The organism is Novipirellula rosea (genome assembly GCF_039541335.1).
GTDB classification, from domain to species: domain Bacteria; phylum Planctomycetota; class Planctomycetia; order Pirellulales; family Pirellulaceae; genus Novipirellula; species Novipirellula rosea.
Genome location: NZ_BAABGA010000120.1, coordinates 636,124 through 660,602, shown reverse-complemented (window position 1 = coordinate 660,602; position 24,479 = coordinate 636,124). Strand labels below are relative to the sequence as shown.

Genomic DNA, 24,479 nt, shown 5'->3' with positions numbered 1-24,479 from the left:
AATTAAGCCTCTTCGATTTGTTCAGGCTTCCACGCACGAATGATCCAGATCAGGAAACCGATCAAGAAAAACGCACTGGGGGGTAAGAGCATCAAGTTGTTCGGGTTGTACCAGCCGCCGTTGCGAGTCAATTGCATGATCTCGTAACCGAAGATGGAACCACTACCAAACAGCTCGCGGAAAAAAGCGACAAACAGCAGGACCAGACCGTAACCGAGTCCGTTACCAACCCCGTCGATAAAACTGATGCCGGGACTGTTCTTCATTGCAAAGCCTTCGGCGCGTCCCATCACGATACAGTTGGTGATGATCAGACCAACAAAGACCGACAATTGCTTGCTGATGTCAAACATGTAAGCCTTTAGCAATTGGTCGACCACAATCACCAACGACGCGATCACGGTCATCTGCACGATGATCCGGATGCTGCCGGGGATGTAGTGACGAATCGCGCTGACGGCGGCGTTACTAAACGCGGTGACCGCAATCACGGCGATCGCCATCACGACCGATGTTTCCATCTTGGTCGTAACCGCTAGAGCGCTACAAATCCCGAGGATTTGCAGTGCGATCGGGTTATTGTCGAGCACGGGTCCAAACAGGACCTTGTTTACTCTTCCAGCTGCCATTTTATTCGTCTCCCTGTTTGGGTTCGCCGTCGCTTGGTTCTGGGCTCGATTCTTCGCTGACCTCAGGCTTCTCTTCGGCAGCAGGTTTATCCTCCGACTTCGGAGCTTCGTCTGCCTTCGGGGCTTCGTCTGCCTTCGGGGCTTCCTCGGCCTTCGGAGCTTCCTCTGCCTTCGCTTTTTCCTCTACCGCAGGCTTTTCCTCGGCTTTGGGCTTGTCTTCGGCTTTGGGTTTTTCGTCAGCCTTTGGCTTCGCTTCTTCCTGCTTTGGTTCGGCCTTCATCTCAGCCTTTTCTGCCTTCGGCTCTTCCGCCTTAGGTGCTTCGACTTCGACGACTTCCTTCTTCGCTTCTTCTTTTTTCGGCTCAGGCTTCTTCGGCTCAGGCTTCTTCGGCTCGGGCTTCTTCACAGCAGGTTTCGCATCTGCCTGCTTGGGCTCTGGCTTTTTGGGTTCCGGCTTTTTGGGCTCTGGCTTTTTGGGCTCTGGCTTCACCGTGACAGGCTTCTTCGCTTCCGGCTTGTTCACGACCGGCGTCTCGGTCTCACCTTCTTGAGCGGCGATTTCCTTTTCCAACTGTTCCAGAAAGTGACCGTAGCCTTCGTCGCTGGCCCAGTAACGGATCAGGTTCGTGACACCACGGCTTGTGATCGTGGCTCCGGAGAGTCCATCGACCGCGTACGGATTGCCATCCGGTGCGGGGCCCTTGTAGACCTCGGCCATCGGTTCGCCGTTTTCGTCAAACAATTTTTGGCCAGGCCACTGAGCTTTCCAGCTCGGGTTGTCGACTTCGCCACCAAGTCCGGGAGTTTCCCCGTGCTCGTAGAACGTCAAACCTTGGATCGTTTGCAGATCGCTCTTGAGTGCCAAGTAGCCATACAGAGTCGACCACAGTCCCTTGCCGTAGACAGGCAACACGACTTGTCGAATCTTGTCTTCACCCGGTTTGCGAACGAAGTAAACACGTGCGACTTTCTCGCGGCGTTGTTCACCAAGGTCATATTTCGGATTTTCGATCCTGATGCTCTCGTCGTCTTTATCGATGGCTTCGCGAGGATCGTACTCTTCGATATCCAAGTCGGTGTTGTATTTGCCGGTGTCTAAATTCACCAGTTTTTCACTCACACGACTGTACAAATCGGTGATCTGATCGCGAGTCAACTCGCTTGCAGGTCGACCAAACTCGCCCATCGACAACCCTGCCGCGTCGAGAATATTCCGCTGGCGGTCCAGCTTCTTGTTCTCTTCCTGCAGCGGTCGCAATTGAACCGCAGCAAAGCTGACGGCCAACGAACAGACGACGCATAATACCGCGGCAACGCCGACGGTGTAGAAAACTGAATCACGTTGTTGCATAGCGTGCGAGCCTCCGTCGGACGTTAGCTTGAACCACAAAGTAATCGATCAACGGTGCAAACACGTTGCCGAACAAAATTGCCAGCATGATCCCTTCGGGGAACGCGGGGTTAATCACGCGGATCAGGACGGTCATAAAACCAATCAATCCGCCATAGATCCATTTGCCTTTTTCGGTCATCGAGGCACTGACGGGGTCGGTGGCCATAAAGACCAATCCGAACGCTAAGCCGCCGACGACGAGGTGCCAGTAAAACGGCACCGCCATCATTGCGTTGGTTTCTGTTGCGACGCCATTGAGTAGCGACGAGGTTGCGATCACGCCAAGCACGACGGCCAACATGATTCGCCAAGACCCAATCCCCGCTGCGATCAGGATCGCGGCACCGACGATGCACAACAAGGTGCTCGTTTCACCGATACAGCCCTGGATCGTGCCGAGGAAGGCGCTCATCCAAGTGATCGCCCCTTCTTCGTTCCAGCTGTATTGAATATGGCTAAGCGATGCGATTGCGGGACTCGACAGTGCGACTCCGGCTTCGGCGGCCCCTTCGGCGTTGGGTGCTGCATTGGCGTTTGCCATCTGCCCCAAGGCGGTCGCACCACTGAATCCATCAACTGCAGTCCAAACCTTGTCGCCGCTGATTTCCCCCGCATAAGCAAAGTACAAAAACGCGCGACTGGTCAAAGCAATGTTCAAGAAGTTTCGGCCGGTTCCACCAAACACCTCCTTGGCCACAATCACCCCAAAGGCAATGCCTAGAGCGACTTGCCACAGCGGGATTGTCGGAGGAAGCGTCAGTGGGAACAGCAATCCGGTGACCAGGAATCCTTCGTTGATCTCGTGACCGCGAAGCACACTGAACACCATCTCGATGTGACCACCGACAAACATACAAACGATGTAAATCGGCAGAAAGAAAATCGCCCCCAGGACAAAATTGTCCGCATGATTGGTGGGATCGTTCTCGAAACCGATTGCGCTGTGGATCGCGTAATGCCAATCCCCTGCGTGGTCGATTCCGGCCGTTGCCATGGCTTGAATGGCACTGTTTGCTTGGTATCCAACGTTCCACATTCCGAACAAGGTCACCGGCACCAAAGCCATCACGACCGTGATCATCATCCGTTTCAGGTCGATGGCATCACGAACATGGGTTTGGCCCTTGGCGACTTCGCCGGGCGTGTACAGAAACGTGTCTAACGCTTCGTAAACGGGATACGCAATCTCCAATGCTCCACCCTTGGCAAACAAGGGGTGGACTTTGTCAAGCGCGTCTCGGAGTGCTTTCATAAGTGTGTTCCCACGGTTGGGATGAAATTTCAATGAACGGGGGTTAATACGGTTAGCGGCACGGCGACGGTGTTTGTGTGACTCGCGGTCTAGCAGCCTTAAACAAAGGGGGCTAGCAGCGACGAAACACAAAACGTGTCAACAGACGGTCTAACCTTCTCGCTCGATCGTCGCCAAGCTTTCACGCAGTAGCGAGCTGTATTCGTACTTGCCAGGGCAAACAAAAGTGCACAGAGCCAGATCTTCCTCTTCGAGCTCCAGAGCACCCAATTGCTGTGCTTCGTCGGTATCGCGATAGATCAGCGAACGCAGAAGCTGGGTTGGCAAAATGTCCAGCGGCATGACTTGCTCGTAAGTGCCCAATGGCACCATCGCTCGTTCGCTGCCGTGGGTGGTGGTGGTCATGGCGAACTTCTTACCCGGCATTCCTGCCGACGCATAAACTCGCGAGACCGAGAACTTGTCAAACCCAGGACCTTGCCAGCCCAGGAATTCACGCTGATGGCCTTCGGCCAACACCGAAACTTGATTGTGGTAACGTCCCAAGAAACGGAATCGCCCCGCTGCGATTCGGCCGTTGAGCACCGAACCGGAAACGACGCGCTGCTCAACACCGGACTGGGTCTCGCCTTCAAGCAACTCGGCAATATCGACCCCCAAACGGGTTTCCAGCAAGCGAGGCTGGTTCACCAGAGGACCGCCAAGCGAAATCACGCGATGGGTGTCCAGAGTTCCGGTTTGCAACAGCGATCCGATCGCACAAACGTCTTGGTAGTTGATGTACCAAACCGTCTTTGTTGGACCGACGGGATCGAGGAAATGGATGTGAGTCCCCACCAAACCGGCCGGATGCGGGCCAGCAAAGCTCTCAATTTGCACGCCGTTGGTCGAGGCGCCAGGGATCTGTGCCCCTTCGCTCTTACAAACGAACACCTTGCCTTCGGTCAGCTGCTTAATTGCAACCAAGCCGAGCGAGAACTGTTCTTTGCGATTTGCCATCGCCACAACAGGATCGGCCGCCAACGGGTTGGTGTCGATCGCTTGGACGAAGATCGAACTGGGCGAGGTCCCGGGGACAGGCACTTTACCGAAGGGACGTGTGCGAAACGCTGTCCACAACCCGCTCGCGATCAGATGTTTTTCAACACCATCGCGGCCGAGCGCCACAGGATCGGCACCGCGAACCCCTTCGTATTCAACGCGGTCGTCGCCGTCGACTTCGATCACCAGCGATTCGAATTTCCGCTTGGCGCCGCGGTTGATCTCAACCACTTTTCCCGATGCCGGGGCGACAAACAACACGCCAGGTGTCTTTTTGTCTTCAAAAACGGGCTGACCCTGGCGAACCGTGTCACCTTCGCCAACCAACATTGTGGGTTTCATCCCCACGTAGTCGTCACCGATGAGCGCAACGTGGCGAACGTGCTTGGCAACGGCGATGCGTTGCTCCGGAGCGCCCGTGATGGGCAGATCCAAACCTTGTTTGATCGTTGTCATTGTTGTGAAAGTGCCGAAGACGAATGACGAACCAGCCGCGTGCGACAGGGCCACCTGGCGTGACGATCACTGGACAAACCAGCGAACCCCTCGAGAGGGGCAACCGCAGTTTGTGACTCAGATCCTGTCAACTTGCTCTGGAAACGCGGTGAACCAACGAGCGATCGCACAGCTTGTGAAACTTTTCACAAAGTAGATTCGAGACAATGCCCGCGTCAGGAACCTAGATTCGTCAGCGGGCGTGATCGGTGCGGAGCGTCGTGCTACAGCGTCAATTCGAGCAGGCAGACCTGCCAATTGGGTTGGCAGAACTTTTGCGGCGTTAAATATGGCACAGCGAGCTAAAACTGGCAACGGCATACTTTCGAGATGCTGCGAGAACTGTGACGCACAGGCACAACGTGGACTGCTCTTCCCGTAAACGGCCCCAAGGGGGCGATCCTAGGTGCCAAAAAACTTACGCCTCGACGCGGCACCCTATTATCGGGTTTGATAGAGGGCAAGAGCTCGATTGCGCAACGCACGGAACCTCTCATTGGCGTCACCGAACGTCCATGACCGTCGTTTTTTCTCAGGCGGGCGTATTTATTTATCCGACGGTCGCGAGCGCTTCGCACGGACTCTCCTCACTTTACAAAATTGATTCAAACATGACATCTGCGTCACTCGACAACGCCGTATCGCCCGCCTCCCTATCCGACAGTACGAAGACGAATCCCTTGCGCCGAAACGACATTCGCAACGTAGTGATCATCGCTCACGTTGACCATGGAAAAACGACTCTTGTTGACTGTCTGTTGCGGCAAAGCGGTCAATATCGCGACACCGAGCTGAAGGGCGAGCGAATCCTCGATTCGAACGACCTCGAGCGTGAGCGCGGGATCACGATCCTTTCCAAGAACATTGCGATTCACTACCGCGGCGTGAAGATCAATTTGATCGACACCCCAGGTCACGCGGACTTTGGTGGCGAAGTCGAACGTGTTGTGAAGATGGCCGATGGAGCACTCGTGCTTGTCGATGCGGCCGAAGGCCCGATGCCACAAACCCGCTTTGTGCTCGAAAAGGCACTGCAGGCCGGGGTTCGCCCGATCGTTGTGGTCAACAAGGTCGACCGCCCCGACGGACGACCTCACGAAGCACTCGACGAGGCACTTGAACTGCTAGCCGAACTCGGTGGCGAGGAACAACTCGACGCGGCGTCGTATGTCTACGCCAGCTCGAAAGAGGGCTACGCCACTCACGACCCCAAGACGGCGACCAAGGACATGCGTCCGCTGCTGGATCTACTCGTTGACTCGCTGCCTGGCCCTGAGGTCGAAAACGAAGCCCCGCTACAAATGATGGTCACGACGCTCGATTGGAGCGAGTATGTAGGGCGAATTGCGGTAGGCCGAATCAGCGCTGGAAAAATCGAAGCGGGACAAACGATTGACCTGCACCAAAAAGGCGGCGTGAGCAAGCAGAAGGTTGGCGGCCTGTTCATCTTTGACAAACTGGGCCGCGTTCCGGCTGAATCGGTCGAAGCGGGTGACATTGTCGCCATCGAAGGACTCGGATCCATCGAGATCGGCGACACCATTTCGGACGTCGATGCAAACAACGCACTGCCACGCTTGACCGTCGATGAACCGACGCTGGAAATGGTATTCAGCGTCAACTCGTCGCCGATGGTGGGCCGCGAAGGCAAGTACGTGACGACACGTCAGTTGAAAGCTCGGCTTGAAAAAGAACTCGAACGCAACGTCGCGCTTCGCGTCGAAATGGTCGAAGGCACCGAAGCCTACGCCGTCAAAGGACGTGGCGTGTTGCACTTGGCGATCTTGATCGAAACGATGCGGCGTGAAGGCTTCGAACTGAGCGTCGGCAAGCCACGCGTCATTTTCAAAGAGATCAACGGCAAGAAGCACGAACCATTTGAAACGCTTCGCGTGGAAGTCCCAACCGATGCCATGGGCCCCGTGATGGAATTGGTTGGAAACCGCCGCGGCACACTCGAAGAACTCTCGCAACGTGGCGAATACAGCCTGCTTCGCTTTTTGATCCCATCACGTGGTTTGATCGGATTGCGAACGCGACTACTCAATGCGACTCGTGGAACGGCGATCATTCACCACCGCTTTGAAAGCTACCGCGCGGTCGAAGGCGAACTGCCTAAGCGAGCCAACGGCGTCTTGGTTTCGATGACCAGTGGCAAAACGATGCCTCACGCGATGTTCTTGCTGCAAGACCGTAGCGAATTGATCGTGCCTGCGGGCGTAGAAGTTTACGAAGGAATGATCGTTGGCGAAAACGCTCGCGAAAACGACATGATCGTAAACCCTTGTCGCGAAAAGAAACTGACCAACGTCCGTGCCTCCGGCAGCGACGACAACGTGATCCTGAAACCATCGCGAACGCTATCACTCGAAGCCGCTTTGGAATACATCGAAGAAGACGAGTTGGTCGAAGTGACGCCCGAAAACATTCGCTTGCGTAAAATCTTGCTGACCGAATCGGCGCGTCGCCGCCAAGGCCGCAACGGCTAAGCGAATTTTTGGAGTGCTTTGCAAAAGCAAAAAGAACGGGATGGGTCACCGTAGCGAAAGTCATCAAGACTTTCGCTGTATTTGCCGGACGGTATTCGCCAAACCGGCTTCAACCCTCTCGCGTCCGTTCGGCTATCCTTATAGCCCAACCACCATGCCGCATTAGTACGGCTTTTCGAACGACTCAGGTAGCGATTCGATCTGCATAAACCGAATCACTGCGGTGATTCGCGGTCGCGGTGTTTGATTCTGGTTCGAGCGATGGATCAGGTGGCGATTAAACATCACCAACGATCCGGGGTCCGCTTCGAAGACAACCTCATCAAACGCCTCTTCGTACTCTTGGATTCCTTGCGGCACCAACGTGGTCGCCCCATTCTCGTGTTCCTTGACTTTGTCAAACGGCAACTTGCCCATCACGTGGCTTCCTCGCAGCACGCTCATCGAGCCGTTTTCGCGAGTGGCGCGTTCAAAGATCGGCAAACAAAAATTGACGCCATTGCCGTCGAACACGTCATACGTACTCTCTTGGTGCCACCCCCACGTCAGCCGAGTGGAATCGGGGATACAGAAAATGATGTGCGAATCGACGTCGATCAGAACGCCGGAATCTTTGGGCACGACCTGCTCGACGATCTCTCGGCACTGCTCTCGCAAGCGATTCATCGCCGCAGATTGATGACTGACGCAGTAAATGTTGTAGAGCGCCCGATCGTTTTCGTGGTTCAAACGAATACAGGCATCCATCGGCGATTCGCCAGGCAGCGAGTATTGGGTGACCATCTTTGTGATCGCATCTCGCATCTCCGCAATCGCGGCGACATCGATCACCTGATCTAAAACCACAAAGCCGTGGTTTTCATATTCCCACTGTTGGCCGAGAGAGAGTTTGAACCGACCGGCCAGAGCCTCGGTTCCAACGCGGTCAACGTGATCTGCAATGGCGTTAAATTGTCCGTCCACTGAGCAACTCCCTTTCGCTAAGAGCATCTTGGAATGAGACCGTGCCCCTACTAACGATGAATTAAACAAGTTCACGACAAGGAATGAAAGTGTTCACGCCAAGTTTTCACAAAAAACAACTTGTGCAGTGGTGAACGTAATTCAACGCGAACGACGCCAACGCGGCAAAGAATCCGACCGCGGCTAGCTTTCTTCGCGGATGCTCAGACATCGCTGACTGGCGACAATGATATGATCCAACACGACAATCCCGAGCAATTTACCAGCGTCGGTCAACCGCTCGGTCACCTGAATGTCTTCGCGACTTGGTGTCGGATCGCCACTGGGATGATTATGCACTAGCAAAACAGCCGACGCGGCGTCGCGAATGGCAGGCCGAAACACTTCGCGAGGGTGCACCAAGCTGGCATCGAGCGTGCCGATCGTAATTTGATGGGTGCGAATCGGTTTGTGTTTCGTATCAAGTGTGACGATATGGAACTCTTCTTGCACCGCGTCGGTCGCCAATCTGGCAAATTCATTCGCACAGTACTGAATCGCCGACTCGGTGCTCGTGATTCTGGTCTCGTCTTGGCGATGGCTTGCTTGCGCGGCGGCCACACGACGTCCTAATTCGATGCCCGCCATAATTTGCGCATAACTGACACGGTTGATCGTCGGGCTGATTTCACGAAGTTCTTCGCGATCGGTTCGTGGCAGCTTTTCAAGTTGCATGGCGAAACGATTGCCCAGCAAATTGCCGCCTGTGATCGCCGACTCTTTTTGCACGCCGACGCGAATCAGAATCGCCAACAAGTCGCCATTGCTGAGCGACGCCGCTCCATTGCGAAGCAATTTTTCGCGAGGCCGCTCCTGCTCGGGGGTTTCCCTGACTTGCAACCCGTGGATTTGCTGGTCGATCCATTTCTCGGGCTGAAAACGCTCCGGTTCACTCCAACGAAACCGGTGTTGATCATCCACCACAATTCGCTGCAGGATGCCTTCGCGAACCAAGGTCTTTAGTGTCGAGGTGACGTAGGCTGGGTTGGCCTGTTCGCACACCGCTTTTGCCTGCTCCGAAGAAAACTCTTCAAGCGCCGTGAGTGGCTCGACCACTTGTGCCAATCGTTTGCGTCGATCTGTGGACATCGGATCAACCTCGCGGACGGTCGCAGAAAAGATTTGATCCTTATCCTAGCACGCTACCCCGCTGCAGTGGAAAACATCGGGGCACTTTTCTGCGAACGAATCTGCAACGCCAACGGCGTCGTTTTCGCGAGCGTCCGGCTTACTCGCGAAAGTCGTAGCGTTTTTGCTCGGCGTGCATGACTGTCGAGAGAAAATTTTTCAGCTTCGGCCGCGTGTGTGCATTGATGCGGACGCTCTTGGAACCGTCGCCAGCGGCGATCCAACCGCTATCTAAATCCAGATCCAACTCCACTTTTTCGAACCGTTTTCCGTTGGGATCGGTTAGCCGAAAGCGTATCCGCTCCTTGGTCTCGGAGTCGGCGATCCGCTCGGACAGGGGGCGGTTGCCCTGGGTGTCCCATTCGTAGTTGCGGTCCTCCAGCAACGCCTGACGCAGCAGTCCCAGCCCCGGCATTGCGGTCAAATTGATTGGCTCTTTCCGCTCGCTATCGATTGGAATGATTTCGAACCGCTCGCCAAGCTGCAGCGCGGTAATCGTCTCTTGCCCCCAGAACGCGGTGCTCTTTTCGATCTTCGTCCGCCGCCCGGTGATGCTAAAGTAGGCGCCGATTACCCCTAAAACGACGACCGCGATGCCAATCAGCACACCTCGTCGAGTGATGCGAGCTCGCGGATCGTTGTACTTGTCGGCGTGAGTCGTTTCCGTTTCCAAAAAATTGTCTCGTGTGCGGGGTGTCGGTTTACGAGGTGGCGGTGCGTGAGATAGGCTTCCGGCGGGGCAATCAAGCCCAGCATGCACTTGCAGCTCATCTGAACTGGAAGCTTATCGCACTGTAAGCTACAGGCAAATGACACCGATTTTCCCAGACGAATTCCAATCCCCCCTTCCTCCGCAACGCCTCGAGTCCTCTCATGTCATCGGGTTCCCAACGCAATCCAACGCTCTCTGTCGAAGTCCCGCTTGGCGACCGCAGCTACCCAATCAAGATCGGCACCCAGCAAATTGACTCGTTCAGCCAAACCATCCTGGCAACCTTGCCGGACCTGTCGCACGCATTGTTGATCGCCGACGCCGCAGTCGAAGATCCGTGGGCCAAGCAGTTAACAGACTCACTAACGGCTTGCCAAACCCAAGGTGGAAAGCCGGTTCGCGTCAGCACGCTGTCGGTGCCATCGGGCGAAACAAGCAAATCGGTCTCGCAGTTAAGCGAAATTTGGCAGTGGATGCTCGATTGTTCGACCGACCGAAGCAGCGTTTTAATTGCTGTCGGTGGCGGCGTGATCGGAGATCTTGCCGGGTTCGCGGCCGCATCGTTCACACGCGGCATCCGATTTATCCAAGTCCCCACCACGCTGCTAGCGATGGTCGACAGCAGTGTCGGAGGCAAAACGGGGATCAATCTTCCGACATCGAAAAACATGGTCGGCGCCTTCTGGCAGCCTTCGCTTGTATTGATTGATACCGATGTCTTGTCGACGTTGCCCGATCGAGCGTACATCAGCGGGTTGGCCGAAGTCATCAAGTACGGCGTGATCGACGATGCCGACTTTTTTGATTGGCTAGAAGCAAACGCCACCAAGCTCGTCGCACGCGAAGACGAAGCGGTCCGGCATGCGATCGCCGAGAGCTGTCGATCCAAGTCGCGAGTGGTGGGCGAAGACGAACGAGAAACCAGTGGCCGCAGGGCGATTTTGAATTACGGCCACACGTTTGCTCATGCGATTGAAGCGACCGCAGGTTATGGCGAACTATTGCATGGCGAAGCCGTTGCGATCGGAATGCAAATGGCCGCGAACATGGCGGTCGATTTGGGAATGTGTGACGCGAGTTTGCTGAGCCGGCAAAACGACCTGCTCTTGGCATGCGGATTACCCACCACGTTTGCCGAAGCCGACGTCGACGCGATGTTGCCCGTGATGCAGCGCGACAAGAAAGTGTCGCATGGAAAGCTGAGATTCATCTTACCCGAGCGAATCGGCAGCGTTGGCCTAGTAGGTGACATCGCCCCTGACGCTGTGATCCGGGCGATCGAGTCGTGCCGCTAGAGCGGTTGGCGGGGGCGAGGGAGGCATGCTTGCTATGCCATCGTGTCGCGGCGGCTGAGGTCGCCCAGATCGGTCCCACGTGGGGGAAGCCGCAAACGAAAACAGCTGCCTTTACCATTGGCTGGCGTTAAAACTTGAATATCGCCACCATGTTCGAGCATGATTTTTGCACTCACAGGCAAACCTAGTCCTGTGCCTCGTGCCCCTTTGCGAGACTCGAACAACGAAAAAATCTTCTGCCGATCTTCTTCGGGAACGCCGGGACCATTGTCAACAACGTCGACGATCCAGCCCTCGGCGGGATCGTACAACGTGATCACTTTGACGTTGGCCGCAAACGTGACTTCCTCGCCACTGTCATCCCCGCTTTCGCCGGCGGCTTCGACAGCAACTTCCTCGGCGGCTTCACCTTGTTTCTTGGCATGTTCCGATGCAGCGTCCACCGCATTGGTCACCAGATTTAAGATTGCACGATGCAGTGCATCGGAGTCAAAGAACGCATCGGGCATCTCGGGCGATAATTCGGATTCCAGCTGGACGTTCATTTCTTGAGCACGAGGCTGCATCAATTCCACGACGTCGCTGACGGTTTCATTCAAGTCGGCGTCGACACACTGCGGTTCGCGTTCTTTGGAGAACGTCAACATATCGAGCACCAAGTTTGATATACGTTCTTGGTTACGATCGACGATCCGCCACCCTCGTCGCACGGCATCGGTGTCATCACGCTGCAACCCCGCTTCGATCAAATAGCTGCCCCCCCGAATGCCTTGCAAGATGTTCTTGATGTGGTGCGAAAGCGTGGCGATCGTTTGCCCCATCGCTGCCAACCGTTCGCCTTGGACAAGCGCCGAATAGTAGAAGGTATCTTCGATTGCCAATGCCGCTTGGTGGCCGATCGCGGTGATCAACCTTAGATGATCATCGGTGAATCTTGAAGCATTATCGCGGGCCATCATTTGCCCTGGGTCGGTATAAGTGTCCACGTACAAAGCGCCGACGATGTCATAGCGGCCTTGCAGCGGAACACAGATCGCTTCGCGAACGCCCGCACTGACGATCGAGGCGGCAGAGTCAAAACGGATATCGTCACGAGCGTCACTCGTTCGCACCCCTTCCTTTTTCTCCAATACATAGTCCAGCATGGTACGGCTGATCTCGATTCGCCGCTGACTTCCCAGCTTGTTGCTCGGAGCTTCCTGACGATCACAACGGGCGGCGGGCTGAAAAAGCCCCGATTCGTTATCACGCAGCATTACACAGCCACGGTCGGCTTCGATCCAATCGAAGACCAAACGCAAAATCCGGTTGAGCACCTGGTTCAAATCATCGGTCCGTCCCACCGCGATTGCTGTCAAATACATCACTTCAAGCGAGCGGTCCGCATCGCTCACCGACGGCGTGATCGTCCGTGGTGCCGCCAATCCCTCCATCGATCCCGAGTCCAACCGAGACCGGAACGTCCCCGAGGAGGGCGAGATCGAAGAAATGATTCGGCTGCCATCGTTGTGATGACTTTGCTGAACGATATCGACTCCATGTGCCGCCTCCATCGCTCCGGATCGACCGGCGCCGGGTTGCCCTGTGCCGGTAAAGATCATCATCGACCCGCCGATTTCGATCCGGTCACCGCTGGCGAGATCATGTTGCCGCTTGGGCACGCCGTTGACCAACGTGCCATTGCTGCTGTCCAAATCAAGCAGCCGACAACCGCCTATTTTGTCTAATTGGATCTCGGCATGGACGCGTGATGCTTCGGTGTCCAACAACTGGATGGTGTTGGTTTTATCGCGACCGATTCGGACGACACTTCCCTGCAATTGAAAGTGTTTTCCTTGATCACGCCCTCGGACCACGAACAGAGAAGCCATAAAAAATCACGTGGGGAGAAAAGAATCCTAGAACGGCTGGATGACGGAGGGGGGGGAGCGGCGTGACCGCTGCGATTCCCCATGATAGGAGAATCTATTGAAATTGAAACCGCGGCGCAATTTGAAACCGCGCGTAACTCAGCCCTCCGCAGAGAAACGTCGCCGGGGTTGCAAAAGTACTCAGAAGTCCTGCGAGGCTCGCGAAACCGGAAAAAATGCGTTTCGCTGGCGTGACAATCGGGTTTGTCGGTGGATTACAATAATCAGCGGACGTTTCCTCGTCCCTCCCCGCCGACTGCATCCCCACTTGCGAGAAGGAAACTTGCCTTGGTCCAACCGCCCCCGATTGAGCCTTCGAACGACGCCGCCGCCACCACACGGTTGGTGCATGCCTGTAACCGGGTTCGAGAACAAGTTGCCCGGATTGTCGTAGGGCAAGACGAGGTGATCGAGCAATTGCTGATCGCCATTCTCGCTCGCGGCCACTGCTTGCTCGAAGGAGTCCCGGGGCTGGCCAAGACGTTGATGATCCGCACGCTCGCCGAATCAATGGAGTTGTCGTTTCGGCGAATTCAGTTCACGCCCGATTTGATGCCGGGCGACATTACCGGCACCGAAATCATTCAAGAGGACCCGGCCACGGGACGTCGCGAATTCAAGTTTGAACGGGGCCCGATCTTCACTCAAATGTTGTTGGCGGACGAAATTAACCGGACGCCGCCAAAAACTCAGGCTGCACTGCTCGAAGCGATGCAAGAACACGAGGTGACCGCAGCGGGCACCACGTATCGGCTAAACGAGCCTTTCTTTGTGTTGGCCACGCAGAATCCGATTGAACAGGAAGGCACCTACCCGTTGCCGGAAGCCCAACGCGATCGTTTTCTGTTTCATGTCGTGGTGGGCTACCCAAGTCGCGATGAAGAATCCGAGATCGTTGACCGCACGACATCGACGTTCAAGAGCACGGTCGAGCCGGTGATCAGCGGTGAAGACATCGTTCAGTTTCAAAACACAGTCCGCAACGTGCCGCTGCCGCCCCATGTGAAAGACTGGGTGCTCGATGCGGTGCGAACCGTACGGCCGCAAGACGAAAATTGCGCCATGTGGGCGAAGGAACTGATCCAGTGGGGGCCAGGGCCACGCGCCAGCCAACAATTGGTGCTTGCATCGAAGGCGCGAGCTCTGCTTCATGGGCGCCCCAGTGTTGCCATCGAAGACGTGCAAGCTCTTGCACTGCCCGTGCTTCGCCATCGCGTCGTACCGACTTTTGCAGCTGAGGCAGACGGCATCACCGTCGATGATCTGATTTTGCGAATGATTCGCGAAGCGTCTAAAAAAACAACAAAAGTTTTGTAAGTCGCTTGCGTCTCATGTATCGTTGTTGGTGGCGGAGGGCACAACGCCCCCCAACCAAGAACGATGGTGAGCAAAAGAGCCCCTTTTTTACACCGCCGCTATTTCTTAGTTGCCGACGCTGGCGCCAAGGCTATACAATACCCCCCAGACAAAAGGATCCTCCAATAGTCTCCTCTGCAAAAGCCAGCATTGCAGACAGAACTCCCCTGCAATGGCCTCGCATGCAAAAGGCTGTTTGGCCCCGTTTTTGCGGACCCTTTAAGCCCTCACCATTGATCGCAGCCACCTTGACCACCGCATAACGTTTGCAAACAGCGATGATTCACCTTTGTTTATATGGATCGGCAGTGTCTTCACCATGCACACAGAGCTAAACGGCGACGCCACCCCTTGGAACGAACACTCACCATCGCAAACGGTTTCACCGTCGACGCGAATTCAGAACGCCCGAAACGGGCACGCCCCTCCGCTCTTCGACGCAGAATCGCTTACGCATCAAAGCGAGCCGATTGAAATTTGCCAGCCTTATGTGTTTGGCGATGAGCTCGAAATGATCTCTAAAGTCTTGTGGTCGGGCCAACTTTGCGGCGATGGTCCGTTCACGCGAAAGTGCCACACGCTGTTAGAAGAGAAATTGCAGTGCAAGAAGGCGTTGTTGACGACGTCATGCACCTCGGCACTCGAGATGTCTGCGATGCTGCTCGATTTGCAGCCAGGCGACGAAGTCATCATGCCTTCGTTCACGTTTGTCTCTACTGCCAATGCGTTCACCAACCTCGGTGTGCGACCGATATTTTGCGATGTACGCAGCGACACATTGAATATTGACGAAGCGGCGATCGAATCGCTGATTTCACCGCGAACGCGTGCGATTGCGGTGGTCCATTACGCTGGGGTGGCGTGCGAGATGGCGACGATCAATGCGATTGCCGAACGCCATCACCTCGCCGTGATCGAAGATGCCGCACACGCGATCTTTGGCTATTATCGCGGTCAGGCACTCGGCACCATCGGAAGGTTCGGAACGGCGAGTTTTCATCAAACCAAAAATTACTCGTGTGGCGAAGGAGGCGCGTTGTTGATCAACGAACCCGAGTTTGCTGAGCGAGCGGAGATCATTCGCGAAAAAGGAACCAATCGTGCGATGTTCCTCCGTGGTCAGGTCGACCGCTATACGTGGTGCGACAAAGGATCGAGCTATTTACCGTCGGATATTCTGGCAGCCCACTTGTGGGTCCAACTTCGCGAACACGATTTTGTCCAGCGACATCGGCGATCGCTGCACGAGTTCTATATGGCCGAACTCTCGTCATGGGCACAAGCACATGACGTGCAGTTGCCAACCATTCCTGCGGACTGCGAGTCCGCTTACCATTTGTTTTGGATGATGGTTCCATCGCTGGACGTACAAACGCGATTGACCGATTATTTGCGGGGATGCGGAATCAGCGCGGCGTTTCATTATCAACCGCTGCATAGCTCGGCGATGGGCCAAGATTACGGTTACCGACTTGGGGATTGTCCCGTCACAGAAAAAGCGGCGGACCGACTACTTCGCATTCCCTTTTACACCGGTTTGTCACTGGACCAAGCGGCCAGAGTCACCCGAGCGCTGAAGAACTTTGATGATTGGGGTTGAGCAGGCGAACGATCCGCCTGGAACGGTCGTTGATGATCGAGCAACGCGATTGATCCCGACTTCCTGTTTTTGCAGTCTATCCACTTCTTGATTCACGCCAGGGGTCGAGTCCATTGCGTCTGCTTTTTGTGCACCACGCCGGGGATGTGCGTGAGACCTATCATCGGCTTGCTGCCGGAGGTTTAGAAACCTATCACGCTCAGCGGTATTCGATGGATTCGTATGCTGCGTTAAGCAAATTGGTCGACGAGTTCGCCGTGATGACGTCAACGACCGACGAACCGTATGACGAGGTGTTGCCCAATGGAGTCCGCGCGATCGGTGCAGGACTGGCCAGCGGCGCCAATTCTGCGACGATGATCGAACGGATTTCGCAAATCCAGCCGACTCATCTCGCCGTCCATCCGATCGACCAGACTGTGATTCGCTGGATCGCCAAACAGCGAATCCAGACCATCACAACCTTCGCGAACACGCTGGCCCGCGAAAAATGTGGATTCCCCCGAAACATCGTTCGTGAAGCCAAAGCACGGCGAACGGCGCGAGCGCTCAACCGAGAAAATTTTCGCTGGGTGGGCAGCTACGGCATCAATTCGTCACGTGAACTCGCACGACTTGGCGTCAAACCCGAGAAAATTATTCCCTGGGATTACCTGATCGATTCCGACCCTGGCCGGTTCACGGCAAAGCCGTCTCCAAGTAACCGAGACCACTTTACGCTGTGCTACGTCGGCACGGTGTCGGAGGGCAAAGGGGTGGCGGAAATGATCGAAGCGGTCGCCATTTTGAAATCGAGATCCTTCAAGGTGACACTGAAATTGGTGGGACCAGACACCGCAAATTTTGCACGCGACCACTGCACGCGGTATGACGTCCAAGATCGCGTTGAACTGATGGGGCTAATGCCTAGCGATTCCATTGAACCGCTGATGAACGAGTGCGATCTTGTCATCGTGCCGAGCCGGCATGATTACCCCGAAGGATTCCCGCTTGTCATCCACCATGCGCTGCGTGCTTGCACGCCAACGATTGCGTCGGATCACCCGATGTTCACCAGCCATTTGAAGCATTGTGAAAACGCGATGCTGTTTCCTCAGAAAGATGCGGTACAAATGGCAGGCTGCATTGAACAAGTGCTGACCACTGCGGAACTTTACGAGTCAATCTCCGCCGCCTCGCACGCGACATGGAAACGGCTCCGATTGCCGGTCAAATGGGGCGACCTCGTTTCCCGCTGGATACGCAATAACGCCGACGACCAACAGTGGTTGTCCGAACATAGCTTGGCGAACTTTCGCGACCATCATTGTCCGTCGAGTCCATAGAGCTTGTCCTTAATCTTATCGATGCAGCGGCGTTGCTTCGTGGTGGTCGATAAAATCCGCATCGACGCCAAGGTCGTTCAGCAATAACCGGCTGGTAATACGGCTTGATTCATAGATCACCGGCAATCCGCTACCAGGGTGCGTTCCGCCGCCGACCAAGTAAACGCCCTGCAGATCCTCGAAACGATTGCCGGGACGTCGATGTAGCATTTGGCCAAGATTGTGAGCCAAATTGAAGGTCGCGCCGCGGTAAACCCCGTAACGCTGCTGCCAATCGTCGGGCGTGATACGATGTTCGAAACGAATTCGGTCGCGAACGTCACCACACCCGATCTGTGCCATACAGTCAAGCGCGCGGTCACGAAACGCGTCCCCTTCGGCTGCCCAGTCGACGTTTTCATGCTGATGGGTCACCGGCACTAACACATACAATGTGCTGCATCCGGGCGGCGCCAGCGAGGGATCGGTCACCGAAGCATTTTGAACGTAAAACGACGGATCCTCACTGAGAGTGTGTGTGGTTTCGATCTCCTTCAGATTCTGTTCGTAATCTCGGCTGATGTGAATGTTGTGATGAGGAAGCTCGTCATAAGATCCTTCGATTCCCAGGTACAACATAAACGTGCTGCAGGAAAACTTTTTCTTTTCGATTGCCTTGTCATTCCAACGTCGTCGCACTTCGTTTGGCACATGGCGAGTCATCCAGTCCGCGAAATCAGCGTTGACAACAAACGAATCGGCAGCATAGCGATCTCGCTTCGTATGCACCGCGGTTAAACGACGCCCCTCCAATTCGATCGATTGGACCGGTTCGTCAAGGCGGATCTTCACGCCTAAGGATCGAGCGACCTCGGCCATCCGCTCGCTGACTTGATTGCAACCACCGATGGGATGCCAGACACCGTACTCGTATTCAAGAAACGACAGAATGCTGAACAAACTTGGGCACTGAAACGGCGACATCCCGAGATACTTGGCTTGGAACCCAAACGCGATCACCAGCCGAGGATCGGTAAAATAACGCTGCAGCTCGCTGGCAAGTGATCGCTGCGGATTCAAATAAGGAACCGCCGACAACACCGAAGGCCGAAACAAATCGAGTGGTGAACGAAAGGGAGACTCTAGGATCGGACGGAACTTCTCGAGCTTCACCCGGTTGTCATCCAAAAAACGCCGGAACGCACCGACATCCCCAGGACTGAGCTCTGCGATCTGGCGGTCCATCGCATCGATGTCACTACTGCAATCGAGCTGCCCTCCCTTGCCAAACGTCAACCGGTACTGCATCTCGAGCCGGATCATCGGCACTTCTTCCATCAAATCGTAGCCAACGCTGCGAAAGATTTCCGAGAGCACGCGGGGGTACAGAAAGAACGTGGGTCCACAATCAAAACGAAACCCATCGGCCTGGATTGCGGACGTGCGGCCGCCGACAGCCCCATGCCGTTCGAGCACCGTGACGTCGCAGCCCGCGAACGCCAACTGCATCGCAGCGGCAAGCCCTCCAGGCCCTGCGCCTACGACAACCACTTTACGAGATGACAAAACCGCGTTCCTTTTCCAATTCATACCCGAGCAACCGCCGGGTTACTGTAGAGGCATCAGCCGCTTTGGAAAGGGGCGCCAAGTGATGAAATCGCATGCGGCATGACAACCGCGATATTCTCTGGGCCGCGGATCCATCATCATCACAACCCAACGCGTCAATTTGAAGTTGCGGATTTTCAGTCACTCCGGGTCGTCAGCGAATGCCGGTTCAGTAAGACATCACCGCTGTTATGTTAGCCGCTCGGGCGACAGCTGCCGGTTCAGTGGTGACGAAACCGTGGTTAGCGTCAAAATGGTTAACGACTTTAGAACGCGTGAGCGAGCAACGGACGGAAATGAAGGCTTTGGGATTTAGAAGCCGCCTTCGGCGATCCCCGCGTTGATTTGTTCCTGCACGATGGCATCGATCGCGATGTCGGTAAACATCTCATCGGGAACTTCGCTGCGATCGGCAACCAACTTTGCTCGCACGATCACTTCGTTGACCGCGGCATTGGTGAGTGGCTGCATTAATTGTCGCCCTAGTGCATTGTCAGCCGGTTCGTGAACCGGGGACAACACGTCTTCGAAATCGAACGAAGTCGCCTTATCAAGTTCGGTGGCACGGCGGAGCCGCGAGATCTGTTTCAAAGACTCTTCGGTGTCCCCTTCATCTTGTTGCTGCACGAACGATTCCACCGCCGCCAATTCACCCCACTGCAACACAGGCAGACGTTGCAAACGCTGCATCACGCCAGAGGCTTGCCAGTTTTCGAATTCTTTGCGTTCAACCGATCCAGCAAACGTCTCGAGTCGTTTGACGATCAACTTTTTTTGCTCGGGCGACAACCGACTCTGTTCGATATCGGGGATATAGCTGCCGCGGATTGTCCGCACCGCCATCTCGCCTCGTTTTTGAAACAAGAACCAAGTCGAGACGCCACAAAAGATAAAGCCGGCCATCCCCATCAGTAACGTGGCTGCCAAAATCGCGGGCATCCAACCCGGCCCCTGCTCCTCCGCCGTTGGTGCAGCGGGAGTATCAGCGGCCGATTGGTTGACGTCGGAGGGATCAGAGTCGGACATGGGAAGCAATGCCAAGGAAGAATGTTCGCGCAGACGCGGCGAACAAGATGCGAACTACATATCCAATTCGATCTTCAAGATCTTGAACTTCAGCTTGCCGGCGGGCGCTTCGATCTCAGCCGTCTCGCCCACCTTTTTGCCGATCAAACCTTGACCAAAGGGACTGGTTACCAGGATTTTCCCCGAGTCATAGTCCTCATCGCCAGCGCCAACCAACGTGAATTGCTCTTCGTCGCCGTAGGCCAAATCTTCGACCGTGACCTTGCAACCAAAGACCACCTCGTCTTTGGGCAACTGCGAGATATCGACGATCGAGGCGCGTGCGATCTTGTCTTTCAATTCGTTGACCTTCGCCATCACCATCCCTTGGTTTTCACGTTGGGCGTGGTATTCGGCGTTCTCTTTCAAGTCGCCTTCGGCGCGCGCTTCGGCAATCTTTTCCGTGATCAACGGCATCTCGACATTTTCAAGTCGATGAATTTCCGCTTTGATCTTGTTGTATCCCTCCCGTGTCATCGGCACTGAGTCATGCATGGTGGGAAATCCTCGTGAGAATGGTTTTTAAGAATCGTGTTCGACAAATCGATGGAATGGATTCAACAGTAGAAGCAAAATTGCTAGCAGCCAGTGGAATCCGCAACGGCCAAAATAAAACCTTCCCCAAGCCGCCTCGGCTGAGAAAGGTTCTTGTCGTTAGCAATCGGCCATTTTCGCCTGTGGCGAAGCTCTTGTAAAGATGCAAGCAGCGAAGCGGAGCGTGGCAGAGCGAGAAATTCTGCTGCACTGAGATTCAAGGGCAGCGATTCACTTATCGCATTTGACTTTGGGGGATTTGACTTTGGAGAATCTGTCCCGCCGCCATCAATCGTTGGGCGGATCGCGGTACTCGACCGGTGTCCCTTCAGGATCGCCTTCGTAGGGCAGACCAATTTCTTCGCCAAGCCAACGGCCCAAATCGATTAGCTGGCACCGCTCGCAGCAAAACGGCGGCGTCGGTGTTTCGTCCACCAAAAACCGCTTACTGCAAGTCGGACAGGTCAACTTCATCACAGGTTCGTTGATCGAATCAGTTTTCTTATTCATACGCTCTAAATGGAATAAACCGTAACGTTCGTTGCTGCAACTTTCGTTGCGATCGACTTTCACACTGCCGACTTTCACACTGCGGCCAAGTCGCAATTACTAGGCACGCCATCATTCTCCATCGTAACGACACCGCTTGCAGCGGCTACCACCCCAACGCAATCAACATGTCGCGAATTTGTTCGTGGACATCGCTGGTGGCTCGCACGACCAATACCCGACGCATCGCGTAATACTGAATCGTCCCGGCGCCGCCTTGTGAATCCCAAAACTGGGGAGCCACCACTCGCTCGATCAATTCCACCAATTGCCATCCGTTATCCTGCACCGCGCCGCCTGCGCGCCCGCCGACCGCCGCCGCTTCGCTCGGCTGCGACACCGCCACGTCTGCATCCTGCCAATCACTCAACCGCGTTCGCTTTCCGGACTTGAAATCATGGGCACTCTCGCGGAGCATCGTATCCACTTCAGCGGACAGTGTTGGTGGACGCGGGATCCCCGCTCGCCGTAAACGATGTTCGATGTGGTGTGCCGACTTGATCAACCGACGACGCACTTTGGCGGCGTCCCCGCGAAGCATGTCGCTGCTCGAATAACGGGGGTCGCTCCGCATCAAAACGTAAAAATCGCAAAGCGCCGTTAACGCCAATTCACTTTCTCGCGGTTCATTCGCAGTCGCTTGCGTTCGCAGCAGCGTCGTCGCGGTTTGGCTCAGCGTGCTGAGCGACGCGGGTGAATTCGTTGACGTCGCCGTGGTACGGGGCGGCGATTGGCAATACGCATCGCCCGCCGCGACGACCGCTAAGATCGGCAAAAGAATTCTAAGTTGCCGAAAAAGGGCACGACACCGCGAGAAAGAACGACACCCCGTGAAAGAAACGACCCATCGGCGCGGAGCCGAGGCTACAATGGGATCCGAACTCCCCCCCAAACTCGATTCGCGGACATTCAATAGGATCACCATGCGAATTCTTTGTTCCCCCGACACCTGTTCTCCCGAAACCTGTTGCTCGCCAACGCGTTACGGCAAGTCCGCGGCAAACAAAGCTAAATCGCACCGGGTATCGCCCTTCGTCTTGCGATACGCCGGGATGGCGTGTCTGGCCATCCTTGTTTTAACCGATATGCCGCTACTCCTCGCCGCCGACGAGGCAAAATATAGTCCCGAAGTGGTGCAAAAGGCTGAGAAAATCCTCGAAGCTGAAGGGCTCCGCCAGAGTGGAAAAACGATCCAGCCCACTCATTCAACCGAAATTTCGCGTGCTTTGACCAGTTTGACGCGGCAGCAGCGTGAATTGAAATTGATTCAGCAGTCGTGGAAGGCAGCCCAGGCGAAAGTCGACTTGAATCGCAATCAATTACAGCAAATGAACGCTCAGGTGGGCGAGTTAAATCTGCAGTTGGCCCGCGTCGCGGGAATCAATGTGCAAGCCAACAACCGGCTGGTTGGATTGATTGAAGCGGCTCGTGCTCAGATTCGAACCGCGATGACCAACCGCACCACGCTGCAAGAACAACTTGCAGCCGAACGAGCCAAATTGACGGCGGCGGAAACCGAATACGCTGAAACCGTGCTCGCGATCCGATCCGATTATGAAAAACTGCACGATGCGATTTCCGAATCGCTGCAAAAAAAGGAGACGCAAATCGCCCTGCGAGTGATGGCCATCAACTTCGAGACGCCCCGCGAGTTGTCGGCGGCGATGATCTTGAAATCGATCGACAAACGGCTCGAACGGGTCGAGCAAGAGATTTTTCGCGAATCGATCACGCTGATCCCCGGCCCTGGCGGATCGCTGGGGGTGACCGTCGTGGTGGGCTCGAAGCCGACGCACATGATCGTCGACAGCGGTGCGTCGCTGGTGACGTTGCCCGCCAAAACCGCCGTGGAACTCGGAATCGAAGTGCCCGTAGATGCTCGCCAAGTCACGCTGGTGATGGCGGATGGGCGGACGATTCCGGCCCGTGCCGTCGTGCTGCCTCGCGTTCGAATCGGCGAATTCGAAGCCGAAAACGTCGAAGCGGCGATTCTCGACTCGGTCGCCACCGACGCAGAACCACTGCTGGGAATGAGCTTTCTGCAGCATTTCAAATTCGAGATCAATGCGAGCGAAAAAACGATCACGCTGCTGCGAGTCGCTGCGGACTAGCTGGGCGGGCCGATAAACCTTTTCGCGCCCCCGCTTCGCGCTCGCAAGATTGGTGTCGATAATCCCGGAACTTCAATTTTGTTCCTCGATATTGCCGGCTCACTTTTGCATGCTGGCGCGGAGTCTGCTGTTCGATGCAACGTACATTGGTACTGTTAAAACCTGATTGTGTTCAACGCCGTTTGATGGGCGAAGTGATCGCTCGATTCGAAGCGAAGGGGCTTCACGTCGTGGGCATGAAAATGCTTCGCGTGACTCCTGAATTGTCGCAGCAACACTACGCTGAACACGTCGAAAAGCCGTTTTACAGCGGATTAGAAGAGTTTATCACCGCAGCCCCCGTCGTGGCCCTCGCCATCGACGGATTGGATGTGATCCAAGTGGTCCGCGATATGTTGGGCGCCACCAACGGACTGAAAGCTGCGGCAGGCACGATTCGTGGTGATTTCAGCAGCAGCCGGCAAATGAACCTGGTTCATGCCAGCGACTCCGAAGAATCGGCCAAGCGAGAGCTGAAGCTCTATTTCCGCGATGAAGAGTTGTGCGACTACGACTCGGTCATGACCGCGTTCATGCGAGCCACCGACGAGTAGTCTCACAGGAGTGTCGTCTCACTGACGAGTAATCTCGCGGCTGTTTTGCGTGTCGTCGCAAACACGCCATGCAGCAAATTCAACGCGAGCGGACTACGCTCGCGAAGGCCCCGATACAAGTGCGTTTGTGTCGACCGTTATCGCTGATTGAGTTTTTCTTCAGCGCGAGCCGCCTTCAAAGCGGCTGCTTCACGCGGCAGTTTAAATTCAGGACCTGCGGGGAAGTACTGGACATCGTCCTGCAGGTAGTAAGGACTCGGTAGCGTTTGACCATTCAGAGCGACTTGGCATCCCGTGGTCGAGATGACACAGGCCCCCGAGAGTACGGTGGCTACAGCCAAACGAGTCAGGCGTTGTTGCTTCGACGTGCGGCTCATTGATGTGCCTTCGTGATTTCCGGCGAGTTGTCAGGT

General features: G+C 55.4%; 21 protein-coding genes. 7 read left to right on the top strand and 14 right to left on the bottom strand.

Annotation, left to right across the window (positions count from 1 at the left end; all coding sequences use genetic code 11):
* Positions 1-2: 2 nt before the first annotated feature.
* From ABD971_RS34560 to ABD971_RS34545, 4 genes are all read right to left on the bottom strand, one after another.
* The gene (locus ABD971_RS34560) at positions 3-629 is read right to left on the bottom strand and encodes an NADH:ubiquinone reductase (Na(+)-transporting) subunit D (protein WP_339941485.1); all 627 of its coding nucleotides are present in this window, start codon (positions 627-629) and stop codon (positions 3-5) included.
* A gap of 1 nt (position 630) precedes the next feature.
* Positions 631-1,980 carry a Na(+)-translocating NADH-quinone reductase subunit C gene (locus tag ABD971_RS34555; protein WP_345328328.1) on the bottom strand — a complete coding sequence of 450 codons (1,350 nt, stop codon included), beginning with the start codon at positions 1,978-1,980 and terminating at the stop codon, positions 631-633.
* The gene (locus tag ABD971_RS34550) at positions 1,967-3,274 is read right to left on the bottom strand and encodes an NADH:ubiquinone reductase (Na(+)-transporting) subunit B (RefSeq protein ID WP_339941481.1); all 1,308 of its coding nucleotides are present in this window, start codon (positions 3,272-3,274) and stop codon (positions 1,967-1,969) included. Before ABD971_RS34550 ends, ABD971_RS34555 begins: the two co-directional genes overlap by 14 nt.
* Positions 3,275-3,424: 150 nt before the next feature.
* Positions 3,425-4,771 carry a Na(+)-translocating NADH-quinone reductase subunit A gene (locus ABD971_RS34545; protein ID WP_339941479.1) on the bottom strand — a complete coding sequence of 449 codons (1,347 nt, stop codon included), beginning with the start codon at positions 4,769-4,771 and terminating at the stop codon, positions 3,425-3,427.
* Positions 4,772-5,325: 554 nt separating this feature from the next.
* On the opposite strand from ABD971_RS34545, the gene typA reads away from it, so the two are divergent.
* Positions 5,326-7,299, top strand: coding sequence for a translational GTPase TypA (gene typA, locus ABD971_RS34540; RefSeq protein WP_339941477.1), 1,974 nt, complete (start codon positions 5,326-5,328; stop codon positions 7,297-7,299).
* Positions 7,300-7,461: 162 nt separating this feature from the next.
* On the opposite strand, the gene ABD971_RS34535 is transcribed toward typA, so the two are convergent.
* The 3 genes from ABD971_RS34535 to ABD971_RS34525 form a co-directional block, all read right to left on the bottom strand.
* A complete protein-coding gene (locus ABD971_RS34535; protein ID WP_345328327.1) occupies positions 7,462-8,262 on the bottom strand; it encodes a phytanoyl-CoA dioxygenase family protein in 801 nt (266 codons plus the stop codon).
* 183 nt (positions 8,263-8,445) lie between these two features.
* Positions 8,446-9,390, bottom strand: a complete 945-nt coding sequence (radC, locus tag ABD971_RS34530; RefSeq protein WP_339941473.1) for a RadC family protein — start codon at positions 9,388-9,390, stop codon at positions 8,446-8,448.
* A gap of 139 nt (positions 9,391-9,529) precedes the next feature.
* Positions 9,530-10,102 carry a hypothetical protein gene (locus ABD971_RS34525; protein ID WP_339941471.1) on the bottom strand — a complete coding sequence of 191 codons (573 nt, stop codon included), beginning with the start codon at positions 10,100-10,102 and terminating at the stop codon, positions 9,530-9,532.
* Positions 10,103-10,302: 200 nt separating this feature from the next.
* On the opposite strand from ABD971_RS34525, the gene aroB reads away from it, so the two are divergent.
* The gene (gene aroB / locus ABD971_RS34520; RefSeq protein ID WP_345328326.1) at positions 10,303-11,436 is read left to right on the top strand and encodes a 3-dehydroquinate synthase; all 1,134 of its coding nucleotides are present in this window, start codon (positions 10,303-10,305) and stop codon (positions 11,434-11,436) included.
* Positions 11,437-11,468: 32 nt separating this feature from the next.
* Here aroB and ABD971_RS34515 read toward each other — a convergent pair whose 3' ends face one another.
* The gene (locus tag ABD971_RS34515) at positions 11,469-13,307 is read right to left on the bottom strand and encodes an ATP-binding protein (RefSeq protein WP_345328325.1); all 1,839 of its coding nucleotides are present in this window, start codon (positions 13,305-13,307) and stop codon (positions 11,469-11,471) included.
* Positions 13,308-13,634: 327 nt separating this feature from the next.
* Here ABD971_RS34515 and ABD971_RS34510 point away from each other — a divergent pair, with 327 nt between their 5' ends.
* The 3 genes from ABD971_RS34510 to ABD971_RS34500 all read left to right on the top strand — a co-directional run bounded on the left by ABD971_RS34510 (position 13,635) and on the right by ABD971_RS34500 (position 17,627).
* Positions 13,635-14,663, top strand: coding sequence for an AAA family ATPase (locus ABD971_RS34510; protein WP_372726365.1), 1,029 nt, complete (start codon positions 13,635-13,637; stop codon positions 14,661-14,663).
* 358 nt (positions 14,664-15,021) lie between these two features.
* Positions 15,022-16,302: a dTDP-4-amino-4,6-dideoxygalactose transaminase gene (rffA, locus tag ABD971_RS34505; protein ID WP_345328324.1), complete on the top strand. Its 1,281-nt coding sequence runs from the start codon at positions 15,022-15,024 to the stop codon at positions 16,300-16,302.
* Positions 16,303-16,415: 113 nt separating this feature from the next.
* Positions 16,416-17,627 carry a glycosyltransferase family 4 protein gene (locus ABD971_RS34500; RefSeq protein WP_345328323.1) on the top strand — a complete coding sequence of 404 codons (1,212 nt, stop codon included), beginning with the start codon at positions 16,416-16,418 and terminating at the stop codon, positions 17,625-17,627.
* A gap of 15 nt (positions 17,628-17,642) precedes the next feature.
* Here the strand turns inward: ABD971_RS34500 and crtI are convergent, their stop codons facing one another.
* The 5 genes from crtI to ABD971_RS34475 form a co-directional block, all read right to left on the bottom strand.
* Positions 17,643-19,172 carry a phytoene desaturase family protein gene (gene crtI / locus ABD971_RS34495; RefSeq protein WP_345328322.1) on the bottom strand — a complete coding sequence of 510 codons (1,530 nt, stop codon included), beginning with the start codon at positions 19,170-19,172 and terminating at the stop codon, positions 17,643-17,645.
* Between the two features lie 354 nt (positions 19,173-19,526).
* A complete protein-coding gene (locus ABD971_RS34490) occupies positions 19,527-20,240 on the bottom strand; it encodes a hypothetical protein (RefSeq protein WP_339941456.1) in 714 nt (237 codons plus the stop codon).
* Between the two features lie 54 nt (positions 20,241-20,294).
* Positions 20,295-20,774: a transcription elongation factor GreA gene (greA, locus tag ABD971_RS34485; RefSeq protein ID WP_339941454.1), complete on the bottom strand. Its 480-nt coding sequence runs from the start codon at positions 20,772-20,774 to the stop codon at positions 20,295-20,297.
* Between the two features lie 327 nt (positions 20,775-21,101).
* On the bottom strand, positions 21,102-21,323 hold the full coding sequence (locus tag ABD971_RS34480) for a DNA gyrase inhibitor YacG (protein WP_339941452.1): 222 nt from the start codon (positions 21,321-21,323) through the stop codon (positions 21,102-21,104).
* Between the two features lie 145 nt (positions 21,324-21,468).
* Complete coding sequence (locus ABD971_RS34475; protein WP_345328321.1) at positions 21,469-22,137, bottom strand: hypothetical protein; 669 nt, start codon at positions 22,135-22,137, stop codon at positions 21,469-21,471.
* A gap of 148 nt (positions 22,138-22,285) precedes the next feature.
* Here ABD971_RS34475 and ABD971_RS34470 point away from each other — a divergent pair, with 148 nt between their 5' ends.
* Both ABD971_RS34470 and ndk read left to right on the top strand, forming a co-directional pair.
* Positions 22,286-23,473 carry a retropepsin-like aspartic protease family protein gene (locus tag ABD971_RS34470; protein ID WP_345328320.1) on the top strand — a complete coding sequence of 396 codons (1,188 nt, stop codon included), beginning with the start codon at positions 22,286-22,288 and terminating at the stop codon, positions 23,471-23,473.
* A gap of 134 nt (positions 23,474-23,607) precedes the next feature.
* Complete coding sequence (ndk, locus tag ABD971_RS34465; protein ID WP_339941446.1) at positions 23,608-24,066, top strand: nucleoside-diphosphate kinase; 459 nt, start codon at positions 23,608-23,610, stop codon at positions 24,064-24,066.
* Positions 24,067-24,203: 137 nt separating this feature from the next.
* Here ndk and ABD971_RS34460 read toward each other — a convergent pair whose 3' ends face one another.
* Positions 24,204-24,443 carry a hypothetical protein gene (locus tag ABD971_RS34460; RefSeq protein ID WP_008692795.1) on the bottom strand — a complete coding sequence of 80 codons (240 nt, stop codon included), beginning with the start codon at positions 24,441-24,443 and terminating at the stop codon, positions 24,204-24,206.
* Between the last annotated feature and the right edge of the window lie 36 nt (positions 24,444-24,479).